Source organism: Autumnicola aciditolerans (assembly GCF_041679265.1).
Taxonomy (GTDB): domain Bacteria; phylum Bacteroidota; class Bacteroidia; order Flavobacteriales; family Flavobacteriaceae; genus Autumnicola.
Map to the genome: position 1 here is coordinate 237,178 of NZ_JBGFSM010000008.1, position 20,004 is coordinate 257,181.

The 20,004-nt window shown below is 41.5% G+C and carries 17 protein-coding genes; 9 read left to right on the plus strand and 8 right to left on the minus strand.

All coding sequences use genetic code 11. From position 1 onward, the window contains the following. Positions 1-7: 7 nt before the first annotated feature. The 4 genes from AB8M93_RS10995 to modA are packed head-to-tail and all read right to left on the minus strand — an operon-like array spanning position 8 to position 2,680. Entirely contained in the window at positions 8-880 is an 873-nt protein-coding gene (locus AB8M93_RS10995; RefSeq protein WP_373057633.1) for an ABC transporter ATP-binding protein, read from the minus strand. Beyond that, positions 877-1,542 carry a molybdate ABC transporter permease subunit gene (modB, locus tag AB8M93_RS11000; protein ID WP_373057634.1) on the minus strand — a complete coding sequence of 222 codons (666 nt, stop codon included), beginning with the start codon at positions 1,540-1,542 and terminating at the stop codon, positions 877-879. The genes AB8M93_RS10995 and modB overlap by 4 nt, the downstream gene beginning before the upstream one ends. Further along, positions 1,542-1,940, minus strand: coding sequence for a TOBE domain-containing protein (locus AB8M93_RS11005; RefSeq protein WP_373057635.1), 399 nt, complete (start codon positions 1,938-1,940; stop codon positions 1,542-1,544). The genes modB and AB8M93_RS11005 overlap by 1 nt, the downstream gene beginning before the upstream one ends. Then, the gene (gene modA, locus AB8M93_RS11010; protein WP_373057636.1) at positions 1,937-2,680 is read right to left on the minus strand and encodes a molybdate ABC transporter substrate-binding protein; all 744 of its coding nucleotides are present in this window, start codon (positions 2,678-2,680) and stop codon (positions 1,937-1,939) included. The genes AB8M93_RS11005 and modA overlap by 4 nt, the downstream gene beginning before the upstream one ends. 320 nt (positions 2,681-3,000) lie before the next feature. Here modA and AB8M93_RS11015 point away from each other — a divergent pair, with 320 nt between their 5' ends. The 8 genes from AB8M93_RS11015 (at position 3,001) to AB8M93_RS11050 (ending at position 12,372) form a co-directional block, all read left to right on the plus strand. Continuing rightward, a complete protein-coding gene (locus tag AB8M93_RS11015) occupies positions 3,001-3,516 on the plus strand; it encodes a (2Fe-2S)-binding protein (RefSeq protein WP_373057637.1) in 516 nt (171 codons plus the stop codon). Then, positions 3,513-4,499, plus strand: a complete 987-nt coding sequence (locus tag AB8M93_RS11020; RefSeq protein ID WP_373057638.1) for an FAD binding domain-containing protein — start codon at positions 3,513-3,515, stop codon at positions 4,497-4,499. Before AB8M93_RS11015 ends, AB8M93_RS11020 begins: the two co-directional genes overlap by 4 nt. 1 nt (position 4,500) lies before the next feature. Beyond that, on the plus strand, positions 4,501-6,756 hold the full coding sequence (locus tag AB8M93_RS11025; protein WP_373057639.1) for a xanthine dehydrogenase family protein molybdopterin-binding subunit: 2,256 nt from the start codon (positions 4,501-4,503) through the stop codon (positions 6,754-6,756). Positions 6,757-6,760: 4 nt separating this feature from the next. Further along, the gene (locus AB8M93_RS11030) at positions 6,761-7,225 is read left to right on the plus strand and encodes a (2Fe-2S)-binding protein (protein ID WP_373057640.1); all 465 of its coding nucleotides are present in this window, start codon (positions 6,761-6,763) and stop codon (positions 7,223-7,225) included. Between the two features lie 9 nt (positions 7,226-7,234). Further along, the gene (locus AB8M93_RS11035; protein WP_373057641.1) at positions 7,235-9,445 is read left to right on the plus strand and encodes a xanthine dehydrogenase family protein molybdopterin-binding subunit; all 2,211 of its coding nucleotides are present in this window, start codon (positions 7,235-7,237) and stop codon (positions 9,443-9,445) included. Positions 9,446-9,653: 208 nt separating this feature from the next. Next, a complete protein-coding gene (locus AB8M93_RS11040; RefSeq protein WP_373057642.1) occupies positions 9,654-10,673 on the plus strand; it encodes an XdhC family protein in 1,020 nt (339 codons plus the stop codon). A gap of 2 nt (positions 10,674-10,675) precedes the next feature. Beyond that, a complete protein-coding gene (locus AB8M93_RS11045; RefSeq protein WP_373057643.1) occupies positions 10,676-11,272 on the plus strand; it encodes a nucleotidyltransferase family protein in 597 nt (198 codons plus the stop codon). 317 nt (positions 11,273-11,589) lie between these two features. Further along, on the plus strand, positions 11,590-12,372 hold the full coding sequence (locus AB8M93_RS11050) for a DUF1206 domain-containing protein (protein WP_373057644.1): 783 nt from the start codon (positions 11,590-11,592) through the stop codon (positions 12,370-12,372). 59 nt (positions 12,373-12,431) lie between these two features. On the opposite strand, the gene lpdA is transcribed toward AB8M93_RS11050, so the two are convergent. The 4 genes from lpdA to AB8M93_RS11070 form a co-directional block, all read right to left on the minus strand. Next, complete coding sequence (gene lpdA / locus AB8M93_RS11055; RefSeq protein ID WP_373057645.1) at positions 12,432-13,844, minus strand: dihydrolipoyl dehydrogenase; 1,413 nt, start codon at positions 13,842-13,844, stop codon at positions 12,432-12,434. Positions 13,845-13,857: 13 nt separating this feature from the next. After that, positions 13,858-15,282, minus strand: coding sequence for a 2-oxo acid dehydrogenase subunit E2 (locus AB8M93_RS11060; protein WP_373057646.1), 1,425 nt, complete (start codon positions 15,280-15,282; stop codon positions 13,858-13,860). Between the two features lie 26 nt (positions 15,283-15,308). Beyond that, entirely contained in the window at positions 15,309-17,975 is a 2,667-nt protein-coding gene (gene aceE, locus AB8M93_RS11065; RefSeq protein ID WP_373057647.1) for a pyruvate dehydrogenase (acetyl-transferring), homodimeric type, read from the minus strand. A gap of 440 nt (positions 17,976-18,415) precedes the next feature. Beyond that, a complete protein-coding gene (locus tag AB8M93_RS11070) occupies positions 18,416-18,904 on the minus strand; it encodes a cupin domain-containing protein (protein ID WP_373057648.1) in 489 nt (162 codons plus the stop codon). Between the two features lie 539 nt (positions 18,905-19,443). Here AB8M93_RS11070 and AB8M93_RS11075 point away from each other — a divergent pair. Then, positions 19,444-20,004 (plus strand): transposase (locus tag AB8M93_RS11075; protein WP_373057652.1); only part of this gene is annotated, 561 nt, incomplete at its 3' end.

Genomic DNA, 20,004 nt, shown 5'->3' on the forward strand with positions numbered 1-20,004 from the left:
ACATGCATCAGATTTTCTGCACCACGGGGTTAAATGCCTTTGAGGCCACTAATACCTGGTCGCCTGCCTTAATAGTTTTTACTTCCTCTTCCATACAAATCACTTTTATCACATTTCTGCCTATCAGGATGCTCAAAATGGTAACCACACCTTCGGGTTTTACTTCCAGAACTTCACCGGTAAACTGGAATTTCCCGCTGAGTTTGTTTTTTGTAAAAATAGCCGTAGGTTTATCTTCTTTGGTAATCGTACCATTTTCAAGAACCAACACATGATCTGCCATTTTAATAATCTCTCCCGGCTCATGGCTAACGAGCACGGTAGTAAGGTTAAATTTTTTGTGGACTCTTAGAATGTAATCCTGCAGTTTCCCACGAATGCTATGGTCCAGGGCAGAAAGCGGTTCGTCCAAAAGAAGAATCCCAGGTTTTCTTACCAGCGCCCTTGCCAGCGCCACCCGTTGCTGCTGTCCCCCGGAAAGGGTAGAAGGCTTCCTGTTTCTTAAGGCATTAAGTTGGGTTATGGAAATGAGTTCTTCCAGGTGGGATTTGTTATTTTTACTGCCCGATGCAAATTTCAGGTTTTCTTCCACCGTCATATTGGGAAACAACGCGTAGTCCTGAAAAACCATTCCTGTATTCCGCTTTTGCGGTTCCAGTTCAAATTTACGAGGAGTATCCAGCCATACCTTTTCATCAACTTTCATGTTTCCTTTATCAGGGGAAATTAATCCTGCCATCATTCGTAACAAAGTTGTTTTTCCCGCCCCGGATTCGCCGTATATAACGGTAAAAGAGCCTTTCTTTAGACTGAATTTCACGTCCAGCAGCATTTCTCCTGATGCACCCTTTAGTTTTTTCTGAAATTTACACAAAATCATCTCCAAAATCTTTTTCCGTTATTGATGAGGTACACAAGCAGTAAAATTGCAAAACAAAGAACAAAAAGAACCAGTGAAAGCCGGTTAGCGGAAGCATAATTTAGCGCTTCTACTTCATCATAAATGGCTATGGAAGCCACACGGGTTTCCCCGGGAATATTCCCGCCAATCATTAAAACAACACCAAATTCCCCTATGGTATGGGCAAAAGTAAGCACCATCCCGGTAAGCAAAGAGGTTTTAATATTGGGTAAAAGTACTTTAGAAAAAGTCGTGAATTTGGATTTACCCAGGCTGTAGGAAGCTTCCCTTAAATTATCAGGCAGGTTGGAAAATCCAGACTGTATGGGCTGTACCATAAAGGGCAGACTGTAAATTACGGAAGCCACCACCAGCCCGGTAAAAGAAAATGCGAGTTGTATACCTAATACCTCATTTAACCAGTTTCCTAAAAAACCGGAATTTCCAAAAGCCAGAAGAAGGTAAAACCCCAGTACGGTAGGCGGTAGAATAAGCGGCATGCTTATCACCGCTTCGGCCACCGGTTTTATTTTGGTTTTGGTATAAGCCAGCCAGTAAGCTAAAGGAATTCCCAGGATAACCAGAAAAAAGGTGCTTAAAATCGCAAGTTTTAAGGTAAGAAGTAGCGGGCCCCATTCCATTATTCTGAAAGCATTATTTCGTTAGACTTTAGCATTACCAAAACTTCAGCGTTTTCCTTTAACTGCATTTCCACCAACTTTTCTGTAGAAACAACAGCTGAAATATTTCCCTGAGGGCTCGCTAATTCAACCTTGCTTAAAAGTTTTTCTTTTGTAATTGCGGTTACAGTACCTTTTATACTATTTTCTATGCTTATGGAAAGAGCCGGGTTTTTAGACAAAACCACCTCTGTTTCTTTAAAAAGCAGGTTCATCTTTTTTCCCGTCTTCAGGTAAGAAGCGGTTTCAGGAGTTTCCACTACAATCACTTTTAAATGTATTCCTTTTACTAAAATGTCCAGCATAGATAAACTGCCGCTGCTTTCAATAGCCGATATTTCGCCTTTTAATTTGTTCATTTTACGGGTTGGTAACCATAATCCTGAAGAATTTGTTGCGCTTCAGGGGAAAAAAGGAATTTATAAAATTCCGCAGCATTTTTAGCTTTTTTTTCATCTTTCTGCGGAAGTAGTACCACTCCCTGTTCAATTGAAGGATAACTTTTTGGGTCCAGCTTAATCCACGCACCTTTTCCTTTCATTTTTGGGGATAAAACCACAGATTGTGCGGTAAAACCAATATCAGCAGATTCAGAAAATATAAACTGGTTTACTGAAGAAATACTTTCTCCAAATACCAGTTTTGGCTTCACCTCTTTATAAAGGCCTTTGTTTTTTAAAAAAGCAATCGCCGCTGTACCGTATGGAGCTGTTTTGGGATTCGCCACCGCAATATGTTTAAGCCTCTGGTCCTGCAATATTTCTACTGAAGGGGTTAAACTGTCTTTCAAAGTCCATAGAACGAGGCTTCCAAAAGCATAAATTTCAGGTTTTTGCTTTGCGATTCCGGAATTATAAAGATCGTTTGGATACTTCATATTAGCGGCCACAAAAATATTATAAGGTGCGCCTGCTTTTATCTGGGCCGTTAATTTACCAGAAGAACTCACTATTATTTCACAGGGAACACCTGTTTTTTGCATAAACTCCTGTACCAGGTCTTTCATGGCAAATTGCATATTGGCCGCGGTGGCAATTCTCAATTCAGCTTTGTTTTCTATGTTACAGCTGAAGAAGAATCCTATGAGAAAGGCTAACATAACTTTTTTTAAAACTATAGCCGGAAATAACTTCAAAGGAGCAGGTTTCAATTAGGTGAAAATTTAAAATTTCGGATAAAATTAGAGATAATAAACTTCAAAAAGAATGATTAGGAAACAATATCATGCTTTTTAAGCTGAACCGGCCGAAGCTGTTTTGCCTGTTAAATATATTTTAAAACTTGGCCGTGCTTCTTCATGTTGTTCTTATTTAATGTAAATTTTAAAGCATTGCCTTTCAGTCGGTTTTTATAGACAGGCTTCTACGGGGAAGATGGAAATTAGATCTGAAAGAACTTAAAATCCTAAAAAGCAGTATTATGAAAGAAAATTTCAGCCCGGGGCAGCACGGTCCTTTATCTATAGAAAAGAAAAAGATCTCGCTTAACATCAATGGTGTGGAGCAGGAATTAGAAGTTGAAGCCTGGACTTCAATTTTAGATCTTCTGCGGGAACATTTACATCTTACCGGCACCAAAAAAGGCTGCGATCATGGCCAGTGCGGTGCCTGCACGATCTTACTGAACGGCACCAGAATCAATTCCTGCCTGAGCCTGGCAGTAATGCATGATGGTGCTGAAATCACTACTATTGAAGGTATAGCCAAAGGAGACCAGCTTCATCCTGTGCAGGAGGCTTTTATGGAACATGACGCGTTCCAGTGCGGGTATTGCACGCCTGGCCAGATTTGCTCTGCCATTGGGTTGATTAATGAGGGTAAAGCCAGCACGCTGGATGAAATAAGGGATTTAATGAGTGGCAATATTTGCCGTTGCGGGGCCTATAATAACATAACGAAAGTGGTGCAGGAAGCACTGGAAAGGAACAACAAATGAGACCATTCAAATTTATAAAAGCTGAAGATGTAGACTCGGCAGTAAGTGACATTTCCACAAATGAGCAGGCTAAATTCATTGCCGGCGGCACTAATCTGCTGGATTTAATGAAAATTGATGTGATGCAACCCAGAAATATTATTGATATTACCGGCCTGGGATTAAATAAAATTGAAGAAACCGGGGAGGGAGGCCTGCGCCTGGGAGCTTTGGTAACCAATGCAGATACTGCGTATCACGAAGAAGTGCATAAAAAATATCCAATACTTTCCCACGCCATCCTGGCCGGGGCTTCCCCCCAGCTTAGGAACAAAGCCACAGATGGTGGGAATTTATTACAACGCACCCGCTGCTACTATTTTTACGATACCACCACCCCGTGTAATAAGCGGGAACCGGGAAGCGGCTGTTCTGCAATAAACGGCTACAATCGCATGCATGCTATTTTAGGGGCAAGTGAAAAATGTATTGCCGTGCATCCTTCAGATATGTGTGTGGCGCTTGCCGCCCTGGGGGCTGTAGTACAGGTAGAAGGGCCGGAAGCCAAAAGAGCAATTCCTTTTGACAATTTTCACCGGCTGCCGGGTGATGAACCGGAAAAGGACACCAATTTGTTGGCAGACGAAATCATTACTTCCATAGACTTGCCGCCGGAAGGTTTTGCTGAAAATTTTGCTTATCTCAAAAATCGCGACCGTGCTTCTTATGCTTTTGCTCTAGTCTCAGTAGCTGTTGGGCTTCAGATGAATAATGAAAAAATTGAAGAAGCAAGGATCGCATTGGGAGGAGTGGCACACAAACCCTGGAGAGATAAAAAAGCCGAGGCGCTACTTCAGAATAAAGCGGCAACAATGGAGAACTTTCAGAAAGTAGCAGATGAAATCCTGAAAGAAGCTAAAGGCTACACGTATAACAAATTTAAAATTGAACTGGCCAAAAGATCCATTGTTCGGGCATTGATGCAGGCTGCTAAAATAGACTAATATGGCAACAGATTATATAGGAAAACCAAAGAACCGGGTAGATGGAAGGGATAAAGTAGCGGGAAAGGCCAAATATGCCGCGGAATTTCATGAACCCGGTTTATTGCATGGAGTGGTGGTTTCCAGCGCGATAGCAAAAGGCAGAATTAAAGTTATAGATGCCTCTAAAGCCCTGGAACTTGATGGCGTGGTGGAAGTATTTACCCACGAAAACACTCCCAGCCTTGCGTGGATGGACTTAAGCTACAAAGATATGGATGCGCCTCCCGGAGATCCTTTCCGGCCGCTGCATAGTGATAAAATCCAGTTTAACATGCAGCCTGTGGCGCTGGTAGTTGCTGAAACCCTTGAATTGGCAAAATACGCGTCCCATCTTATTGACATAGGCTACGATGTAGATGGCCATAATACCAAACTTGTTGACAGCCTTGACCAAAGCGAAAAAGGAAAAGGCCTTAGGGCTGGGTTTGAAAATCCCACCTCTGTTGGGGACTTTGAAGATGCTTTTGAAAAAGCCGAAGTTAAAATAGACCTGGAATATTTTCATGGTGCCGAGCATCATAATCCTATGGAAATGCACGCTTCCACGGTAATTTATGGGGAAGACGGTAATTTGACCATTTATGATAAAACCCAGGGGGTCCTGAACAGCAGGCATTATGTCTCCATGGTTTTTGGAATTTCAAAAAAGAAGATCAGGGTACTTTCACCTTATGTGGGAGGTGCGTTTGGCTCGGCATTGCGCCCGCAGTACCAGTTGTTTATGGCTACTTTGGCGGCCACCCAGCTAAAAAAATCAGTAAAAGTAGAACTTACGAGGCCCCAGATGTTTTCTTTCGGCCACCGTCCTATTACTATTCAGAACCTGAAAATTGGCGCTTCGGCAGATGGCACTTTAAAGGCCATACATCATTCGGCTTTTTCAGAAACTTCGCAGTTCGAGAAATATATCGAGAATGTGGTAAACTGGTCGGCAAAATTATATAAATGTGAAAATGTTGAAGAGAAATACCGCGTGGTGCCGCTGGATATGTATACACCCCTGGACATGCGTGCTCCGGGTGGGGCTACCGGAGTTTATGCGTTGGAATCGGCCATGGATGAACTGGCTTATAAGCTTAAAATGGACCCGCTGGAACTTCGGCTAAAAAATTATACTGAAGAAGATAAGAGCAAGGGAAAGCCTTTTTCGAGTAAAACCCTTAGGGAATGTTACCAGCAGGGCGCAGAAAAATTTGGATGGGAAAAACGCAATCCTGAACCGGGATCTATGAAAGAGGGCCATCAGCTCGTTGGCTGGGGAATGGCAACGGGAATCTGGGACGCGCTGCAAATGCCTGCCCGGGCAAAAGCAATTCTCACCGCAGACGGGAAACTGGAGGTAAGCAGCGCTACGGCTGATATTGGAACCGGGACTTATACGATTATGGCCCAGATTGCGGCCGAAACTTTAGGCTTGCCCTTTGAAGATGTAACGGCTAAACTTGGAGATTCCTCCCTGCCATTCGCCTTAATAGAAGGAGGATCTGCCACGGCAGCTTCGGTAGGATCAGCAGTAAAATCGGTATGTCTGAAAGTCGCTAAAAAACTATTAAAAGAGGCCGGAAAAATTAAAAATTCCCCCTTTAAAGATGCCAAAATTGAAGACGTCCTGTTTGCAGACGGAAAAATTTCCAGCAGGAAAGATGCTTCAATTTATATCGAAATTTCCGAAGTGATGAAAAAAAGGCAACTGGATGAGATCAAGAAAAAGTATGCGCTTATCCCCAATATGTTAAAACAAAGCAGGTACGGGCGCAATACGCACTCTGCTGTTTTTGCTGAAGTTAAGGTAGACGAAGATTTAGGTACGGTAAAAGTAACAAAAATAGTAAGTGCAATAGATGGTGGGAAAATCCTTAATCATAAAACCGCGCATAGCCAAATTCTGGGCGGAGTGGTTTGGGGAATCTCTATGGCCCTGGAAGAAGATAGTTTTATGGATCATAATTTTGGACGTTTTATAAATCATGACCTGGCAGAATACCATATTGCCGTAAACGCAGATATGCCCGATATCGATATTATTTTTGTTGAAGAAGAAGATCATATTGTAAGTTCGGTTGGTGCAAAGGGAATAGGTGAAATAGGACTTGTGGGAGTGGCCGCTGCCATAGCAAACGCGGTTTATCACGCCACCGGAAGGCGTGTACGGGAACTGCCCATTACCCTGGATAAAGCAATGGGATTAAATACCGCCGAAGCAGAACAAATCTAATTTTATGAAAAAGAAAATCATTTTAAAAGTAAACGGCAAAGAGCATGAGGTTAATGTAGACCCGGCCACTCCTTTACTTTACGTGCTAAGAAATAACCTGGGATTAAAAGGCCCTAAATTTGGCTGCGGATTATCGCAGTGTGGCGCCTGTATGGTACTTTATGACGGCAAAGCAAACCCCTCCTGCCTAAAAGCCGTAGAAAATGCTACCGATATGGAAATTACCACCCTGGAAGGCCTGGCAGATGATAATGGCAACCTGCATAAAGTACAGCAGGCATTTGTAGAAGAACAGGCCGCGCAATGTGGTTATTGTCTAAATGGACTGGTAATGGCCTCAGTAGGGCTTCTTCAGGAAAACTCCAATCCTTCAGATGAAGAAATACAGGCTGCGTTATATAGGAATATTTGCCGCTGCGGGGTTCATCCCCGGGTAATAAGGGCGGTGAAAAAAGCTTCAACTTCATAAAAAGGAATTATGGGAACTAATCGTAGGGAATTTATAAAACAATTAGGCTATGTAAGTATTGGCTTTAGCATATTAGGCACATCCTGTATGAACCCTAAAGAAGAAAGTGGTGAAGGAGGTGGTAATGCGGCTGGCAGTGAATCGGCGACAGAGAATTCCGGGCAGCCAGACAGGATAAATGCCTGGTTGCGGGTGTTGGAGGACGGGAGTGTAATGGTGCTTACCGGGAAAATGGAACTTGGGCAGGGAATAAGAATTGCCGTGGCGCAAATGGCTGCAGAAGAATTAAATACGCATCCTGACCTGGTGCAGGTAAATTTAGCTGAAACCGGAGTTACAGCCAATGAAGGCTACACCGCGGGCAGCCATTCCATAGAAACCAGTGCGATGGCTATCAGGAGAGCGGCTGCAGCAGCAAGGGAAAAACTAATTAAAATGGCTTCAGAAAAATGGGAGCTGCCTGTTTCTGAAATAAGCCTGGAAGATGGGAAAATTACTGCCGGCAACAATAAAATGACACTTTATGACTTGCTTGAAGGAAAACAAATAAATGAAGAAATAGGCGATCCTTCAGAAATTTATGGAAAAACCAGGCGAAAATATGTAGGCCAGCCGGTATTGAGAAAAGATATTTCCGCAATGGTTAGGGCGCAGCATGAGTACGTGCAGGATCTTGAGTTTCCCAATATGGTACATGCGCGAATTATAAGGCCAGGTTCTTACACTTCCAAACTGGCCGCTTTAGATAAAGAAGGCCTGGAAGATTTCCCCGGATTTTTAAAAATGGTTCGTATTGGGAGTTTTGTTGGGGTTATTGCGGAAGAAGAATTTCAGGCGATAAAAGTAAGCTGGGAGCTGAATAACCGTGCGAAATGGGACGATGATGAATTACTGCCTGCCGATGTACCTTTAAAAGAATACCTTAAAACCCTGGATGCAGATGTAGAGGTTGAAGAAGAAAAAGGGGACTGGGAAAATGCCATAAAAGAAGCGCCCATTCAGCATAGCGCCTCGTATTATAAGCCATATATTATGCATGCCGCCAACGGGCCTTCCTGCGCGGTGGCTTTTTTTGATAATGATAAACTCAGTGTCTGGACGCATAGCCAGGGCGTGTATCCGCTTCGGGAGACTTTGGCGTCCCTTTTGGGGATGCCCGCAGAATCCATTCATGTTAAAGGAGTTCCGGGTTCCGGCTGTTATGGTCATAACGGTGCAGATGATGTTGCTGCTGAAGCCGCGCTTATGGCAGTAAACTTTCCCGGGCGGCATGTAAGGCTGCAGTGGATGCGTAACGATGAACATTGCTGGGAACCCTATGGAACAGCTATGATCATGGAACTACAGGCCGGGCTGGATTCCGGCGGGAAAATTCAGGGCTGGAAATACGATTTCTGGTCAGACGGGCACAGTACGCGCCCCAATGGACAGCCGGAAACCTTGTTGCCCGCCCGCTTTCTGGATAAAGGCCACGGCGTCCCCGGAGTAGGTTTCAAAGGTGGCGCAGTACGAAATTCCACGCCCTATTACTCTATAGGTGCTTTACAAACCCAATCCCATATTTTCCAGGGTCCGCTAAGAAAATCGGCTTTAAGAGGCCTGGGCGCTTATGGTAATATATTTGGCATAGAATCCTTTATGGACGAGCTGGCCCATAAGGCCGGCAAAGATCCCGTGGCATTTCGTATAAATCATCTTGATGATGAGCGCGCAATTACCTGTCTCAGGAAAATAAAAGAACATACACAGGATGTGGTCACAGGAGAAGATGAAGGATTGGGATATGCCTTTTCACGTTATAAGAATTCGGCTTCCTATTTTGCCGTTGCCGCCCATGTAAAAGTAAATGAGAAGGGGATTGTTCGCGTAAAAAAGATGTGGGGAGTAATTGATTCCGGGGAAACCATAAATCCCGATGGGCTAAAGAACCAGACCGAGGGTGGAATGGTACAGGCTGCCAGCTGGGCTTTGCGTGAGGAAGTGCGGTTTGATAAAAAACATATTACCAGTGTGGACTGGCATAAATATCCTATCTTCAGGTTTGAAGAAATTCCTGAAGTGGAAGTGGAGGTGATAGACCGGGTTAACGAAAAACCTTTGGGAGCCGGGGAAGCCGCACAGGGCCCCACTGCCGCTGCAGTTGCCAACGCGGTTTTTGATGCCACAGGGGTGCGGTACCGCGATTTGCCCATTAATCCTGTGGAAAAATATCTGCGTTAGAAGTATAATTTTTTGGGCGCAGCCTACGGCACGGGCTATTCGCTGTATCTTTTGCCGCGCTGACGCGCCACAAAAGGATGCCGCTGCTATCCCTTGCGCAAAGAATCATATAATTTAGTATTTTTATCAGTTTGTCAGGCTGAGCGGAGCCGGCCTACTTTTTAATCTTAATTAGAAGGTTCAAGATTAGTAAAATATAGTTATTAAAATGACCCACGAATTCAAAAAAATTGTTGAAGCCGGTTTAAAAAATCAGGAAGAAAATTTAAAAAGTGTCCTTGCCACGGTGGTGGCACTGGACGGATCTTCTTATAGAAAACCCGGCGTACGCATGCTTATTGCAGAAAATGGTAGAATGACCGGCGCGGTAAGCGGGGGCTGTGTAGAGAAAGAAGTCTTACTCCAGGCACAGGATGTTCTAAAAAATGGAACAGCTAAAATTATGACCTACGATGGCCGCTACAGGCTGGGCTGCGAAGGGATATTATACATTTTACTGGAACCGTTTTATGTTTCAGGAGAGATTGAGAAAAAATTACATTTCGTCTTCGGCAAAAGAGAATCGTTTTATTTAGAATCTCTTTTCAGGAAAGAGGAAGGCATGACACCTGGAATGGGTTCGGCAATAGTTTTTGCAGACGGAATGCAAATGGTCTTTTCAGAAAAAACAAAAAGGGATAACAGCCAAAAATTGCTGGTTTTCCAACAGGAAATGAAAGCATTATTCAGAATGTTGATTATTGGGGCAGAGCATGATGCCGTGCAATTATGTTCAGCGGCTTCGCTTTTAGGATGGGAAGTGATTGTAAACGCTTCGCCCAAAGATCCACGCTCCAAAGCCAATTTCCCGGGGTCGCAGGAGGTTTTACATTTACAGCCTGAAGAAATTAAACAATTGGAAATTGACAATGAAACTGCCGTGATGCTCATGAACCATAGTTACGCCACAGATCTTAAATTTTTACTTAGCCTGAAAGACTGTAAAGCTATTTATATAGGTTTATTGGGTGCGGCAAAACGCCGGGAAAAAATATTCAATGCTTTTATAGAATATCAGCCAGAAACCGATGCTGCTTTCCTGGACAAAATTTATGGCCCTGCAGGCCTGGACATAGGTGCTGAAACTCCGCAGGAAATCGCGATTTCGGTGCTTTCAGAAATCCTTTCTGTGATAAGAGGAAAAAAAGCATTTCCGTTAAGGGAGAAAATGGGTAAAATACATAATTGATTTTGGGCAAAACAGGAATTATTATTATTGCTGCAGGGGCTTCCAGAAGAATGGAAAATACCAAGCAACTTTTGCAGATAGGGGAGGAGACCATGCTGGGAAAGGCAATAAAACAGGCCACTGCTTCTGTTGCTGATGAGGTAATTGTAGTTCTTGGTGCAAACTCAGATAGAATCACGGCTAAAATTGAGCATTTTCCAGCTATAATTTTAATAAATGAAAACTGGAGAAATGGTCTGGGTTCTTCAATAGCAACGGGAATAAAATATTTCTTTCAGAATAAGAAAAAATTTGAAGCGGTTTTAGTAATGCTGGGGGACCAGCCATTGATGGATTCAGCTTACTTAAACCAGTTGTTGGAAGTTTATAAAGAAAACCCTTCTAAAATAGTTGCCACAAAATATCCAAAATCGGCAGGTGTTCCGGCAGTTTTTCCGAAGAAATATTTTAAGGAACTGTCCCTGTTAGCAGAAGACAAAGGTGCAAAGAATATCCTGGCACGAGAAAGATCTTCGCTTATTGTTTTAGATGCCGGAGATCGAATTCTGGATATTGACACTCCACAGGATTATAAGCAATTACAGGAGAGGCTCGATTAACAATTCTTAAATTTCAATTGATAAGGCAGATGTTCAAAGCCTTCATATAAAACAGAGGGAACTCTTAAAAGCAGAAGGGAATCTCAATTTTTATGCATACAAGGAGGTGCAGAATATTAAATATATCCCCAGCTTTAATTTTTATTAATAATAAATAGGGCAGCTGTCATTTTAATAAATTAGGAAGCCATAGGTGATTTATTGCTAACAATAAGCATAAACTAAATATAAAATTTGATTAAATATTTAGTTAGCTATTTAATTTCCTATAACTTTAGAATTAACAGAAAACCAACAACAACCAAAAAATTGAATTTATGAGTAGCAAAAAAAAGAATTTCGCCCGTTTTGGCATGGCAGCCAAGGGAGCGGTATATTGTTTAATAGGGGTATTAACAGCCCTTGCAGCCTTTGGGGAAGGAGGTCAGAAGACCGGCAGCAAAGGAGCATTACAGTACCTGGCGCAACAATCTTACGGGCAGATCCTGCTGGTAATTATGGGGATTGGCCTCTTAGGCTATGTTTTCTGGAGGTTCTATCAATCTATTGGAAATCCCAAAGGGCTTCATGACGATGCCAAAGGTTACGGGAAACGTGCAGCATACTTTATAAGCGGGCTCCTGTATGGCGGCCTCGCCTTTTATGCCTTTAAACTGAATTTTGGAAGTGGCAGCAGTTCTGGAGGAGGAAAATCTTCCATGATGGGTTCTTTAATGTCTGGTTCCAATGGAGACACCATTGCCATAATTATTGGTATTGGAATGGGAATAAAAGCGATATATGACATTTACAGGGCATATTCAGGAAAATTCAGGGAAGAAGTAGAAGAGGCCGGAATGGATCATAAAGAACAGGAGTTACTGGTAAATGCCGGTAAGTTTGGACATACCGCCAGGGGCCTTGTATTTGGACTAATGGCGTATCTCACCTTAAGATCAGGACTCTCCAGTGGAAATAATATTCAAACACAAACAGATGCTTTCAGCTACATTCAGCAGGAATTTGGATCTATAGTTTTAGGAATTGTAGCTATTGGCCTGGCGGGATATGGGGTATATATGCTAATAAAGGCAAAATATCCGTCCATTACCGTTGCATAGGCAGATTGGGGGAAAAATAAGAACAACCCGATTGGAAATAAGATTTCTTTTCGGGTTTTTTATTTGGAAATATGTGTAGGACTACCTGAAAAAATTTCGGCGGCCTCCATAATGGTTTCAGAAAGTGTTGGGTGGGGATGGATGCTTAAAGCAACATCTTCTGCAGTAGCTGCCATTTCTATGGCCAGCGAAATTTCCGGAATAAGCGATCCTGCATTTTTGCCTGCCACAGCGCCTCCCAATATCCGTCCCGTTTTCTTTTCTACAAGAAGTTTAGTCAATCCGTTGGGACTTCCAACTGCAACTGCACGTCCTGATGCGCTCCATGGAAATTTCAAAACTTTTATCTCTATTCCTTTTTCTTTGGCTTCACTCTCGGTAATGCCGCACCAGGCAAGTTGGGGATTTGTAAATACAACGGCAGGAATAGATCCAGGATCGTAAGCAGCACCTTTTATCCCGGCGATAGCTTCTGCAGCTATCTTACCTTCATAATTAGCTTTATGGGCAAGTAAAGGTTCCCCGGTTAAATCTCCAATAGCGTAAACATTTTCATTTCTTGTTTTCCGCTTTTGATCTACTTCTATAAATCCAGCATCATTTACTTTGATACCTGAATTCTCCAGGGCTAAAGTGTCGGTATTTGGTTTTCTCCCCACGGCAACCAAAACTTTGTCAAAGGATTTTTCACTGGATTTGCCATTTTTCTCCTTCAGTTCAACTTTAATTTTGTCCTTTTTTATCGAAACTTTTTCGACTTTAGTATTAAAAAACAAATCTTTAAAGGGATGTTCTTTTTCGAAAATTTTTACCAGGTCGCGGTCTGCTCCAGGAAGAAACCCAGGAGTCATTTCAGCTATGGAAACTTTAGAACCTAAAGCCGCGTAAACACTACCCAATTCCAGGCCAATATAGCCACCGCCAATCACCAGCATAGATTTGGGAATATCCTTAAGTTCCAAAGCATCTTTGGAATCTATAATTTTGTTATGATCTATTTCAATTGCCGGGAGGGAGACATTAACAGAGCCGGTAGCCAGGATGAGATTTTGAAATTCTGCTTCGTAGGCTTCGGAATCATTAGGCTGGATCTTCAGTTTTTTCTCTGATACGAATTTGGCAGTACCTTTAATGTATTCAATTTTTTTGCCTTTGGATAATTGCCCAAGGCCGCCGGTAAGTTTTTTTACCACCTGCTCCTTCCACTTCCTGATTTTTTTTAAATCTATTTCAGGTTTTTCAAATTTCAGGCCCCATTCGGCAGCTTCCAAGGCTTCCTGTTTAACCTGCGCTATATGTAATAAAGCCTTGGAGGGGATACATCCACGATAAAGGCATACTCCCCCGGGATTGGCTTCAGGATCTACCAAGGTTACTTTTATGCCAAGATCGGCAGCTCTAAAAGCCGCTGCGTATCCGCCAGGCCCTGCGCCAATAATTATTAGTTCCTTCTTTTTCTTATTTTTTGCCATAAATTTTCAGAAATTATGCTCCGAGTAAAGCTTCATATGGATTTTCGAGAGCTCTTGAGATCCAGTGCAAAAATCGAACACCTTCAGCTCCGTCAATCATTCGATGATCATAAGAAAGGCTTAACGGAAGGATGTCCCGTGGCTCAAAGTTTTCATTTATAAAAACAGGTTGCTTTTTAGCCCTGGAAACTCCAAGAATTGCCACCTGAGGGTGGTAAACAATAGGAGTAAAATTTGTGCCGCCAATACCGCCAAGATTGGAAATGGTGAAATTTCCACCCTCCATTTCCTCCCGGGTTAATTTTCCCTCGCGGGCTTTCTCTGCCAAAGTAGTAATTTCATTAGCAATTTCCAGAATTGTCTTTTGATCTGCATTCTTTATTACCGGTACAAGAAGGCCTTTATCGGTATCTGCGGCAACCCCAATATTTACATATTTTTTGAGGATCATTTCCTCATTTTTCATATCTATACTGGCATTAAATTTTGGAAATTGCCTTAGGGCAACCGCAGCTACTTTTACAAGAATTGCGGTTATGGTGATATTGGCTTCAGATTTCTCTTTTAGCTTTTGCATATATTCTTCAATATCTGAAATATCGGCTTCATCAAACTGAAAAACATGAGGGATAGTACTCCAGGCCGTAGAAGTGTTTTTTGCGGTAGCTTTTCTAATGCCCGATAACTGTTTTCTTTCGGTTTCTCCCCATTGGCTAAAATCCGGAAGTGTTATTTCTGTTGAAGCAGTTGTTTTCCCTTTACCAGATTTATTATGATCTTTTAGGTCTCCTTTGCTAATTCTGCCACCCGGGCCACTGCCTTTCACTTTCGCAATATCAACTCCTAACTCCCTGGCAAGCCTTCGAACGCCAGGTGATGCCGGAATTTCTCCCGATGAGGAAGAATTGGTTTCATCTTCATCTTCATTTTCTTCAAGTTTACCAGAATTATCTTTTTCATCTTTATCTCCAGTTTCTTCTTCAGTTTCCTGTTCTTCTTCATTTTCCTCATCAGAAGATTCCTCTTCGTCCTCGCTTTTCTTTACCCCTTTTTCTTCTTCTGATTCCTCTTTTTCATCTACCTCTTCAGTTTTTTTGGTATTCTTCTTTTTCGGCTCTTTATCTTTTTTTTCCTTTTTCTCTGTTTCTTCAATTTCTGCTTTATCAGATTCCTCTTCTTCTGAATCATCATCTTTAGACTCCCCCGCTTCAAGTTTTATAATCACATCGCCCACACTTACTTCATCTCCCTCACTTACTTCGATAGATGCCACAGTGCCTGCTTCCGGGCTGGGAATTTCAACTGAAGCTTTATCAGACTCTACAGCAATAACCGATTGATCTTTTTCTATTTTATCGCCCTCCTTTACCAGTATTTCTGTAACCGTGGCAGATTCTACGCCTTCTGCTATCTGAGGAATTTTTATATCCGTTGCCATTTTTTTCTATTTTGATGTTGAAGATTTCAGGAAGTCCTGGGATTTACTTTTTTAGGATCGATGTTCAGGTTTTTTACGGCTTCTTTTAATTCATTTGATTTCAGCTCACCCTGAAGTGCAAATTCATATAAAACCGCATAAACAATGTGCGCGGCACTTACCTCAAAGAAATCACGAAGTTCTTCCCTGGCATCGCTGCGCCCAAAACCATCGGTGCCCAAAATTGTTAATTTCTGCGGAAAATATTTAGAGACAGACTCCGGCAGCGCTTTTACATAATCTGTAGCCGCCACAAAAATGCCTTTTTCATCTTTTAGACATTCTTCTATATAATTAGGATTTTTATTCATTTGTGCTTTTAAACGGTTTTCGCGCTCTGTATCCTGGGCATTGTCATAAAGGGATTTGTAACTGGTAATACTCCAGATATCGGTTTTTACATTATAATCTTTCTCCAGGATTTCTGCGGCTTTAAGGACCTCTTTCATTATTGCACCGCTGCCAAAAAGATGAGCCTTCTTCTTAATTTTTTTGTTGGAAGACTTTTTGAATCTATACATTCCCTTAAGAATCCCTTCTTCTATTCCTTCAGGCATTTTTGGCATTTTATAGGTGTCGTTGCCCACGGTGAGATAGTAGAAACAATTCTCTTTTTCAGTATACATTTTTTGGATGCCTTCTTTTACAATAATGGCAACTTCATAAGCAAAAGCCGGATCGTACGCCTTTAGCGATGGAAAAGTTAAAGCATACAAATGGCTGTTCCCGTCCTGATGCTGTAGACCTTCGCCGGGCAAACTTGTTCGGCCTGAAATTCCGCCTATAAGAAAACCTTTGGTGCCGGCATCGGCAGCAGCCCAGATAAGATCGGCAGTCCGCTGGAAGCCAAACATGGAGTAAAAAAAGTAGAAAGGGATTATATTAAGCCCGTGATTGAGATAGGAAGTGCCCGCTGCAATAAATTCGCTCATACAGCCTGCTTCGGTAATTCCTTCTTCCAGAATGACTCCCTTTGCAGATTCTTTATAATAAAGCAGGCTATCCTTATCTACAGGCTCATATTGCTGGCCGCCTTCTGCATAAATCCCTGCCTGCTGAAATAAAGATTCCATACCAAAAGTGCGGGACTCATCAGGGATTATAGGAACAATTAGTTTACCTATATTTTTATCTTTTAATAATTTACTCAGGATTTGCACCAGTACGCTTGTAGAGGCTGCTTCGTCTTCGCCGGAACCTTTAAAAAATTTAGTAAAAGCTTTATTATCAGGCTCTTTTAAAGTTTCACTTTTATCTTTTCTCTTCGGAATAAAACCTCCTCTTTCTTCCCGGTGCTTTTTAAGATAGGACAATTCTTTGCTATCTTCTTCCGGTTTAATAAAGGGAATTTTCTCCAAATCATCATTTGAAACAGGGACATTAAAAAAATCCCTAAAATGTTTCAAATTTTCTTTATTTAACTTTTTTGTCTGGTGAGCCACATTACTTGCTTCCCCTGCATCCCCCTGCCCGTAACCTTTTATGGTTTGTGCAAGAATTACCGTGGGTTGTCCCTTATGGTCCACGGCAGCTTTATAGGCATTGTAAATTTTTACCGGGTCATGGCCGCCACGCCTTAAATTCTTCAGTTCCTTATCTGAAAGGTTTTTTACCAGTTCCTGAAGTTCTTTGTCTTCTCCAAATAATTCCAAGCGCATGTATTCTCCTGGTTCAAAGGCAAATTTCTGAAGCTGACCGTCTGGTAGATGGTTTAATTTTTCAGCAAGTTTATTGTTTTTATCTTTAGCGAAGAGCGGATCCCAGTCTGAACTCCATAAAACCTTAATCACATTCCATCCGGCTCCTTTAAAAGTGCCTTCAAGTTCCTGAATAATTTTTTGATTTCCGCGTACAGGGCCATCTAATCGTTGTAAATTACAATCTATCACAAAAATAAGGTTGTCCAGCTTATCCTGCGCGGCAATTTCCAACGCTCCCCGGGATTCCGGTTCATCCATTTCCCCGTCGCCCAGGAATGCCCATACTTTTTGATCATTTTCCTTCAGTAGCCCGCGATGTTCCAGGTATTTGTTAAACCTTGCCTGATAGATGGCCGTAATAGAAGCCAGCCCCATAGAAACAGTGGGGTGGTTCCAGAATTCCGGCATTAATTTAGGATGGGGGTAGGAGGTAAGGCCTTTTTCTGACTTTATTTCCCGCCTGAAATTTTCAAGGTGCTCTTTGGACAAGCGACCTTCAAGAAAAGCCCGCGCATAAACTCCCGGCGAGGCATGTCCCTGGAAGTAGATATTATCGCCTGGCCCCTTATCAATTCCTTTAAAAAAGTGGTTAAAGCCAACCTCCCAAAGGTTAGATATGGAGGCGTAGGTAGAAATATGGCCACCAATCCCTGCACTTTTCTTATTGGCTCTGGCCACCATTGCCATAGCGTTCCACCGAATCATTCCCAGCAGTTTTTCTTCTATCTCTAAATTTCCGGGATAAGCAGTTTCATTTTCAGGTGGAATAGTATTTAAATAGGGTGAAACAGTATTTTTTTCAACCGGAACGGCATGTTTAAGAGCTTCATTTTTTAAAAGATCAAGAAGATCTCCCGCCCTTTCTGCTGATTCATTATTAATTATCCAGCGGAAGGACTCCAGCCATTCCTGGTTTTCGAGTTGCAATTCCTGATTTTTTTCTTTCTGATCCATCTTCAGGAGGATTAAATGAGATGCTTCATACTTTTATGCTGAAAGCATTTTTAAACTTCCTATTAATGTAAAGATTACTGAAGGCGTATTGAAATGATTAACATAAAATTAGCCTATATAGAAGATGCCAGACAGTAAATTCCAGGATCTGCTGGCTTTTTAATCCTGAATAGGAATTGAGGCCGAGATTGTTCTTTAACGAAAATATTTTCCTGATCTTTAACGAAATATCCTGTACATTTTCTAAACTTCTTAGGATTTTATAGGTTCAGTTCCTATGGAGTTGGAGTTAACTACTAGAGCTAAATCATAATTTTTGATCAATGAAAAATCCAAAAAAATAAAAGGTTTGACAACTATACTATTAATTGAGTGGACAAAGGGATAATTATTTACATCTGGCCCCATTTTCGCGATCCTCAAAATTTAAATGTAAAGTTCTATACTGAGCCGGCTTTTAATGGTGGTCCAACAATTTTCATATTGTGACTTTCGAAAACCCTGTAGATTTCTTCTTTTGATGGAGTGGATTCCCACTTATCGGTAACTTCAAAAAAAGCTTCCATTCTACCGGCAGGAAGATAAGCAACTATCACCTTTCCTTTTTCCGAAAGTTGAATAAAGGCATGTGGAATGTTCCTGGGAAGAAAAATGGTATCACCAGATTTTATGTGATATTTCTTTTTACCTACCTGGAAAATATAATCTCCTTCAATAACATAGAACCATTCGTCCTGATCTGGATGTGTATGTAATGGAGGGCCTCCATTGGGAGTAAGGCCCGTCTGTTCAAAAACAGCTAATGCGTTAGCAGTATCTTTGGATGAAATCTTAATATCCAGAATGTTTAAGGTGACTGCTTTCATCTTATAGTGTTTACCAAATCTTGATGCTCCTGCCTTAACTTTAAAACTTTCAATCGTTTCCATCTGCAAAACTTGATTTAGCTTTAACAAATATAACTATAGGCAACAAATTAAATTTAGTTTAGAGAGAAATTTTGTAAATGATGCTGGAATAACAGCTATTAATTATTAACTTCTTTAGACCTTTTTTTAGGCTACCTTCATAATATATCCTATACTAAAAATGATAATTAGTAATAAAAGAAGAAAGAATAGCAACGCGCTTACTACTAAAAGGAGAGTTTTTATAATGTGTCCTTCTATTTTAAATATTCTGAAAAGTAGTATTGAAATAGTTATATAAGTTAATGGATCTAACACTAAGGCAGGCCAGTTAAAAATCGCAAAACTTATAGATTCTAAAAGACTTGTGTAGCCAATGATGAAGGAACTAATCACCAGATGTTCCGCATAATTAAATTTTTTAAAAATTACTCTCGTTGTTGCCGCAAGTGGGAATATTGAACAAATCCAGAAATATTTGAAGTAAATACGAATAAATTTACCTCCTGAATAGCAATTGTATAATACCTCGACAAAACTAGACCATTGTTTAAGTTGAAATTTTACTAACTTTAAACAATGACCTTAATGAAAAAAAACGTAGAAATTTCAGTTCAGAATTTAAGTCAAAAGTGGCCATAGAAGCTTTAAAGGAGCGCTATAGCCTTTCGGAACTTGCCGAGCGCTTTGAACTCCATCCTAATCAGATTAGCCAGTGGAAGCAAGAATTCCTGGAGAAATCCAGCGATGTCTTTGATAAGAAAAAAGACAAAGCTGCTGAAAAAGAAGTTGATCTGGACAAGCTTTATGCAAAAATTGGGAAGCTTGAAATGGAGCGGGACTTTTTAAAAAAAAAGCTTGAACAAACTGGATCTGATGAAATGAAACGTAGCCTAATTTCAACCAAAGAAAAAGAGGGCTTAAGTATCCGGGAACAGTGTGAGCTCATAGCGATCAACCGTAGCACGTTCTACTATGTCCCAAAAGGAGAAAAACCAGAGAACCTGGAAATGATGAAACTCATGGACAAACATATTCTGGAAGAGCCTACTGCGGGTGTTTTGACTATGCAATCCATGCTAAAGGACAAAGGATATAAAGCCGGCTATGAACGGGTAAGA

What these genes read in the sequence shown, in the direction of transcription:
- AB8M93_RS11070 (WP_373057648.1), bottom strand. Translation starts at nt 18,904, where the DNA reads ATGGAAACGATTGAAAGTTTTAAAGTTAAGGCAGGAGCATCAAGATTT.
- AB8M93_RS11030 (WP_373057640.1), top strand. Translation starts at nt 6,761, where the DNA reads ATGAAAAAGAAAATCATTTTAAAAGTAAACGGCAAAGAGCATGAGGTT.
- AB8M93_RS11015 (WP_373057637.1), top strand. Translation starts at nt 3,001, where the DNA reads ATGAAAGAAAATTTCAGCCCGGGGCAGCACGGTCCTTTATCTATAGAA.
- modB (WP_373057634.1), bottom strand. Translation starts at nt 1,542, where the DNA reads ATGGAATGGGGCCCGCTACTTCTTACCTTAAAACTTGCGATTTTAAGC.
- AB8M93_RS11050 (WP_373057644.1), top strand. Translation starts at nt 11,590, where the DNA reads ATGAGTAGCAAAAAAAAGAATTTCGCCCGTTTTGGCATGGCAGCCAAG.
- AB8M93_RS11060 (WP_373057646.1), bottom strand. Translation starts at nt 15,282, where the DNA reads ATGGCAACGGATATAAAAATTCCTCAGATAGCAGAAGGCGTAGAATCT.
- AB8M93_RS11020 (WP_373057638.1), top strand. Translation starts at nt 3,513, where the DNA reads ATGAGACCATTCAAATTTATAAAAGCTGAAGATGTAGACTCGGCAGTA.
- AB8M93_RS10995 (WP_373057633.1), bottom strand. Translation starts at nt 880, where the DNA reads ATGATTTTGTGTAAATTTCAGAAAAAACTAAAGGGTGCATCAGGAGAA.
- AB8M93_RS11025 (WP_373057639.1), top strand. Translation starts at nt 4,501, where the DNA reads ATGGCAACAGATTATATAGGAAAACCAAAGAACCGGGTAGATGGAAGG.
- aceE (WP_373057647.1), bottom strand. Translation starts at nt 17,975, where the DNA reads ATGGATCAGAAAGAAAAAAATCAGGAATTGCAACTCGAAAACCAGGAA.
- lpdA (WP_373057645.1), bottom strand. Translation starts at nt 13,844, where the DNA reads ATGGCAAAAAATAAGAAAAAGAAGGAACTAATAATTATTGGCGCAGGG.
- AB8M93_RS11035 (WP_373057641.1), top strand. Translation starts at nt 7,235, where the DNA reads ATGGGAACTAATCGTAGGGAATTTATAAAACAATTAGGCTATGTAAGT.
- modA (WP_373057636.1), bottom strand. Translation starts at nt 2,680, where the DNA reads ATGTTAGCCTTTCTCATAGGATTCTTCTTCAGCTGTAACATAGAAAAC.
- AB8M93_RS11040 (WP_373057642.1), top strand. Translation starts at nt 9,654, where the DNA reads ATGACCCACGAATTCAAAAAAATTGTTGAAGCCGGTTTAAAAAATCAG.
- AB8M93_RS11005 (WP_373057635.1), bottom strand. Translation starts at nt 1,940, where the DNA reads ATGAACAAATTAAAAGGCGAAATATCGGCTATTGAAAGCAGCGGCAGT.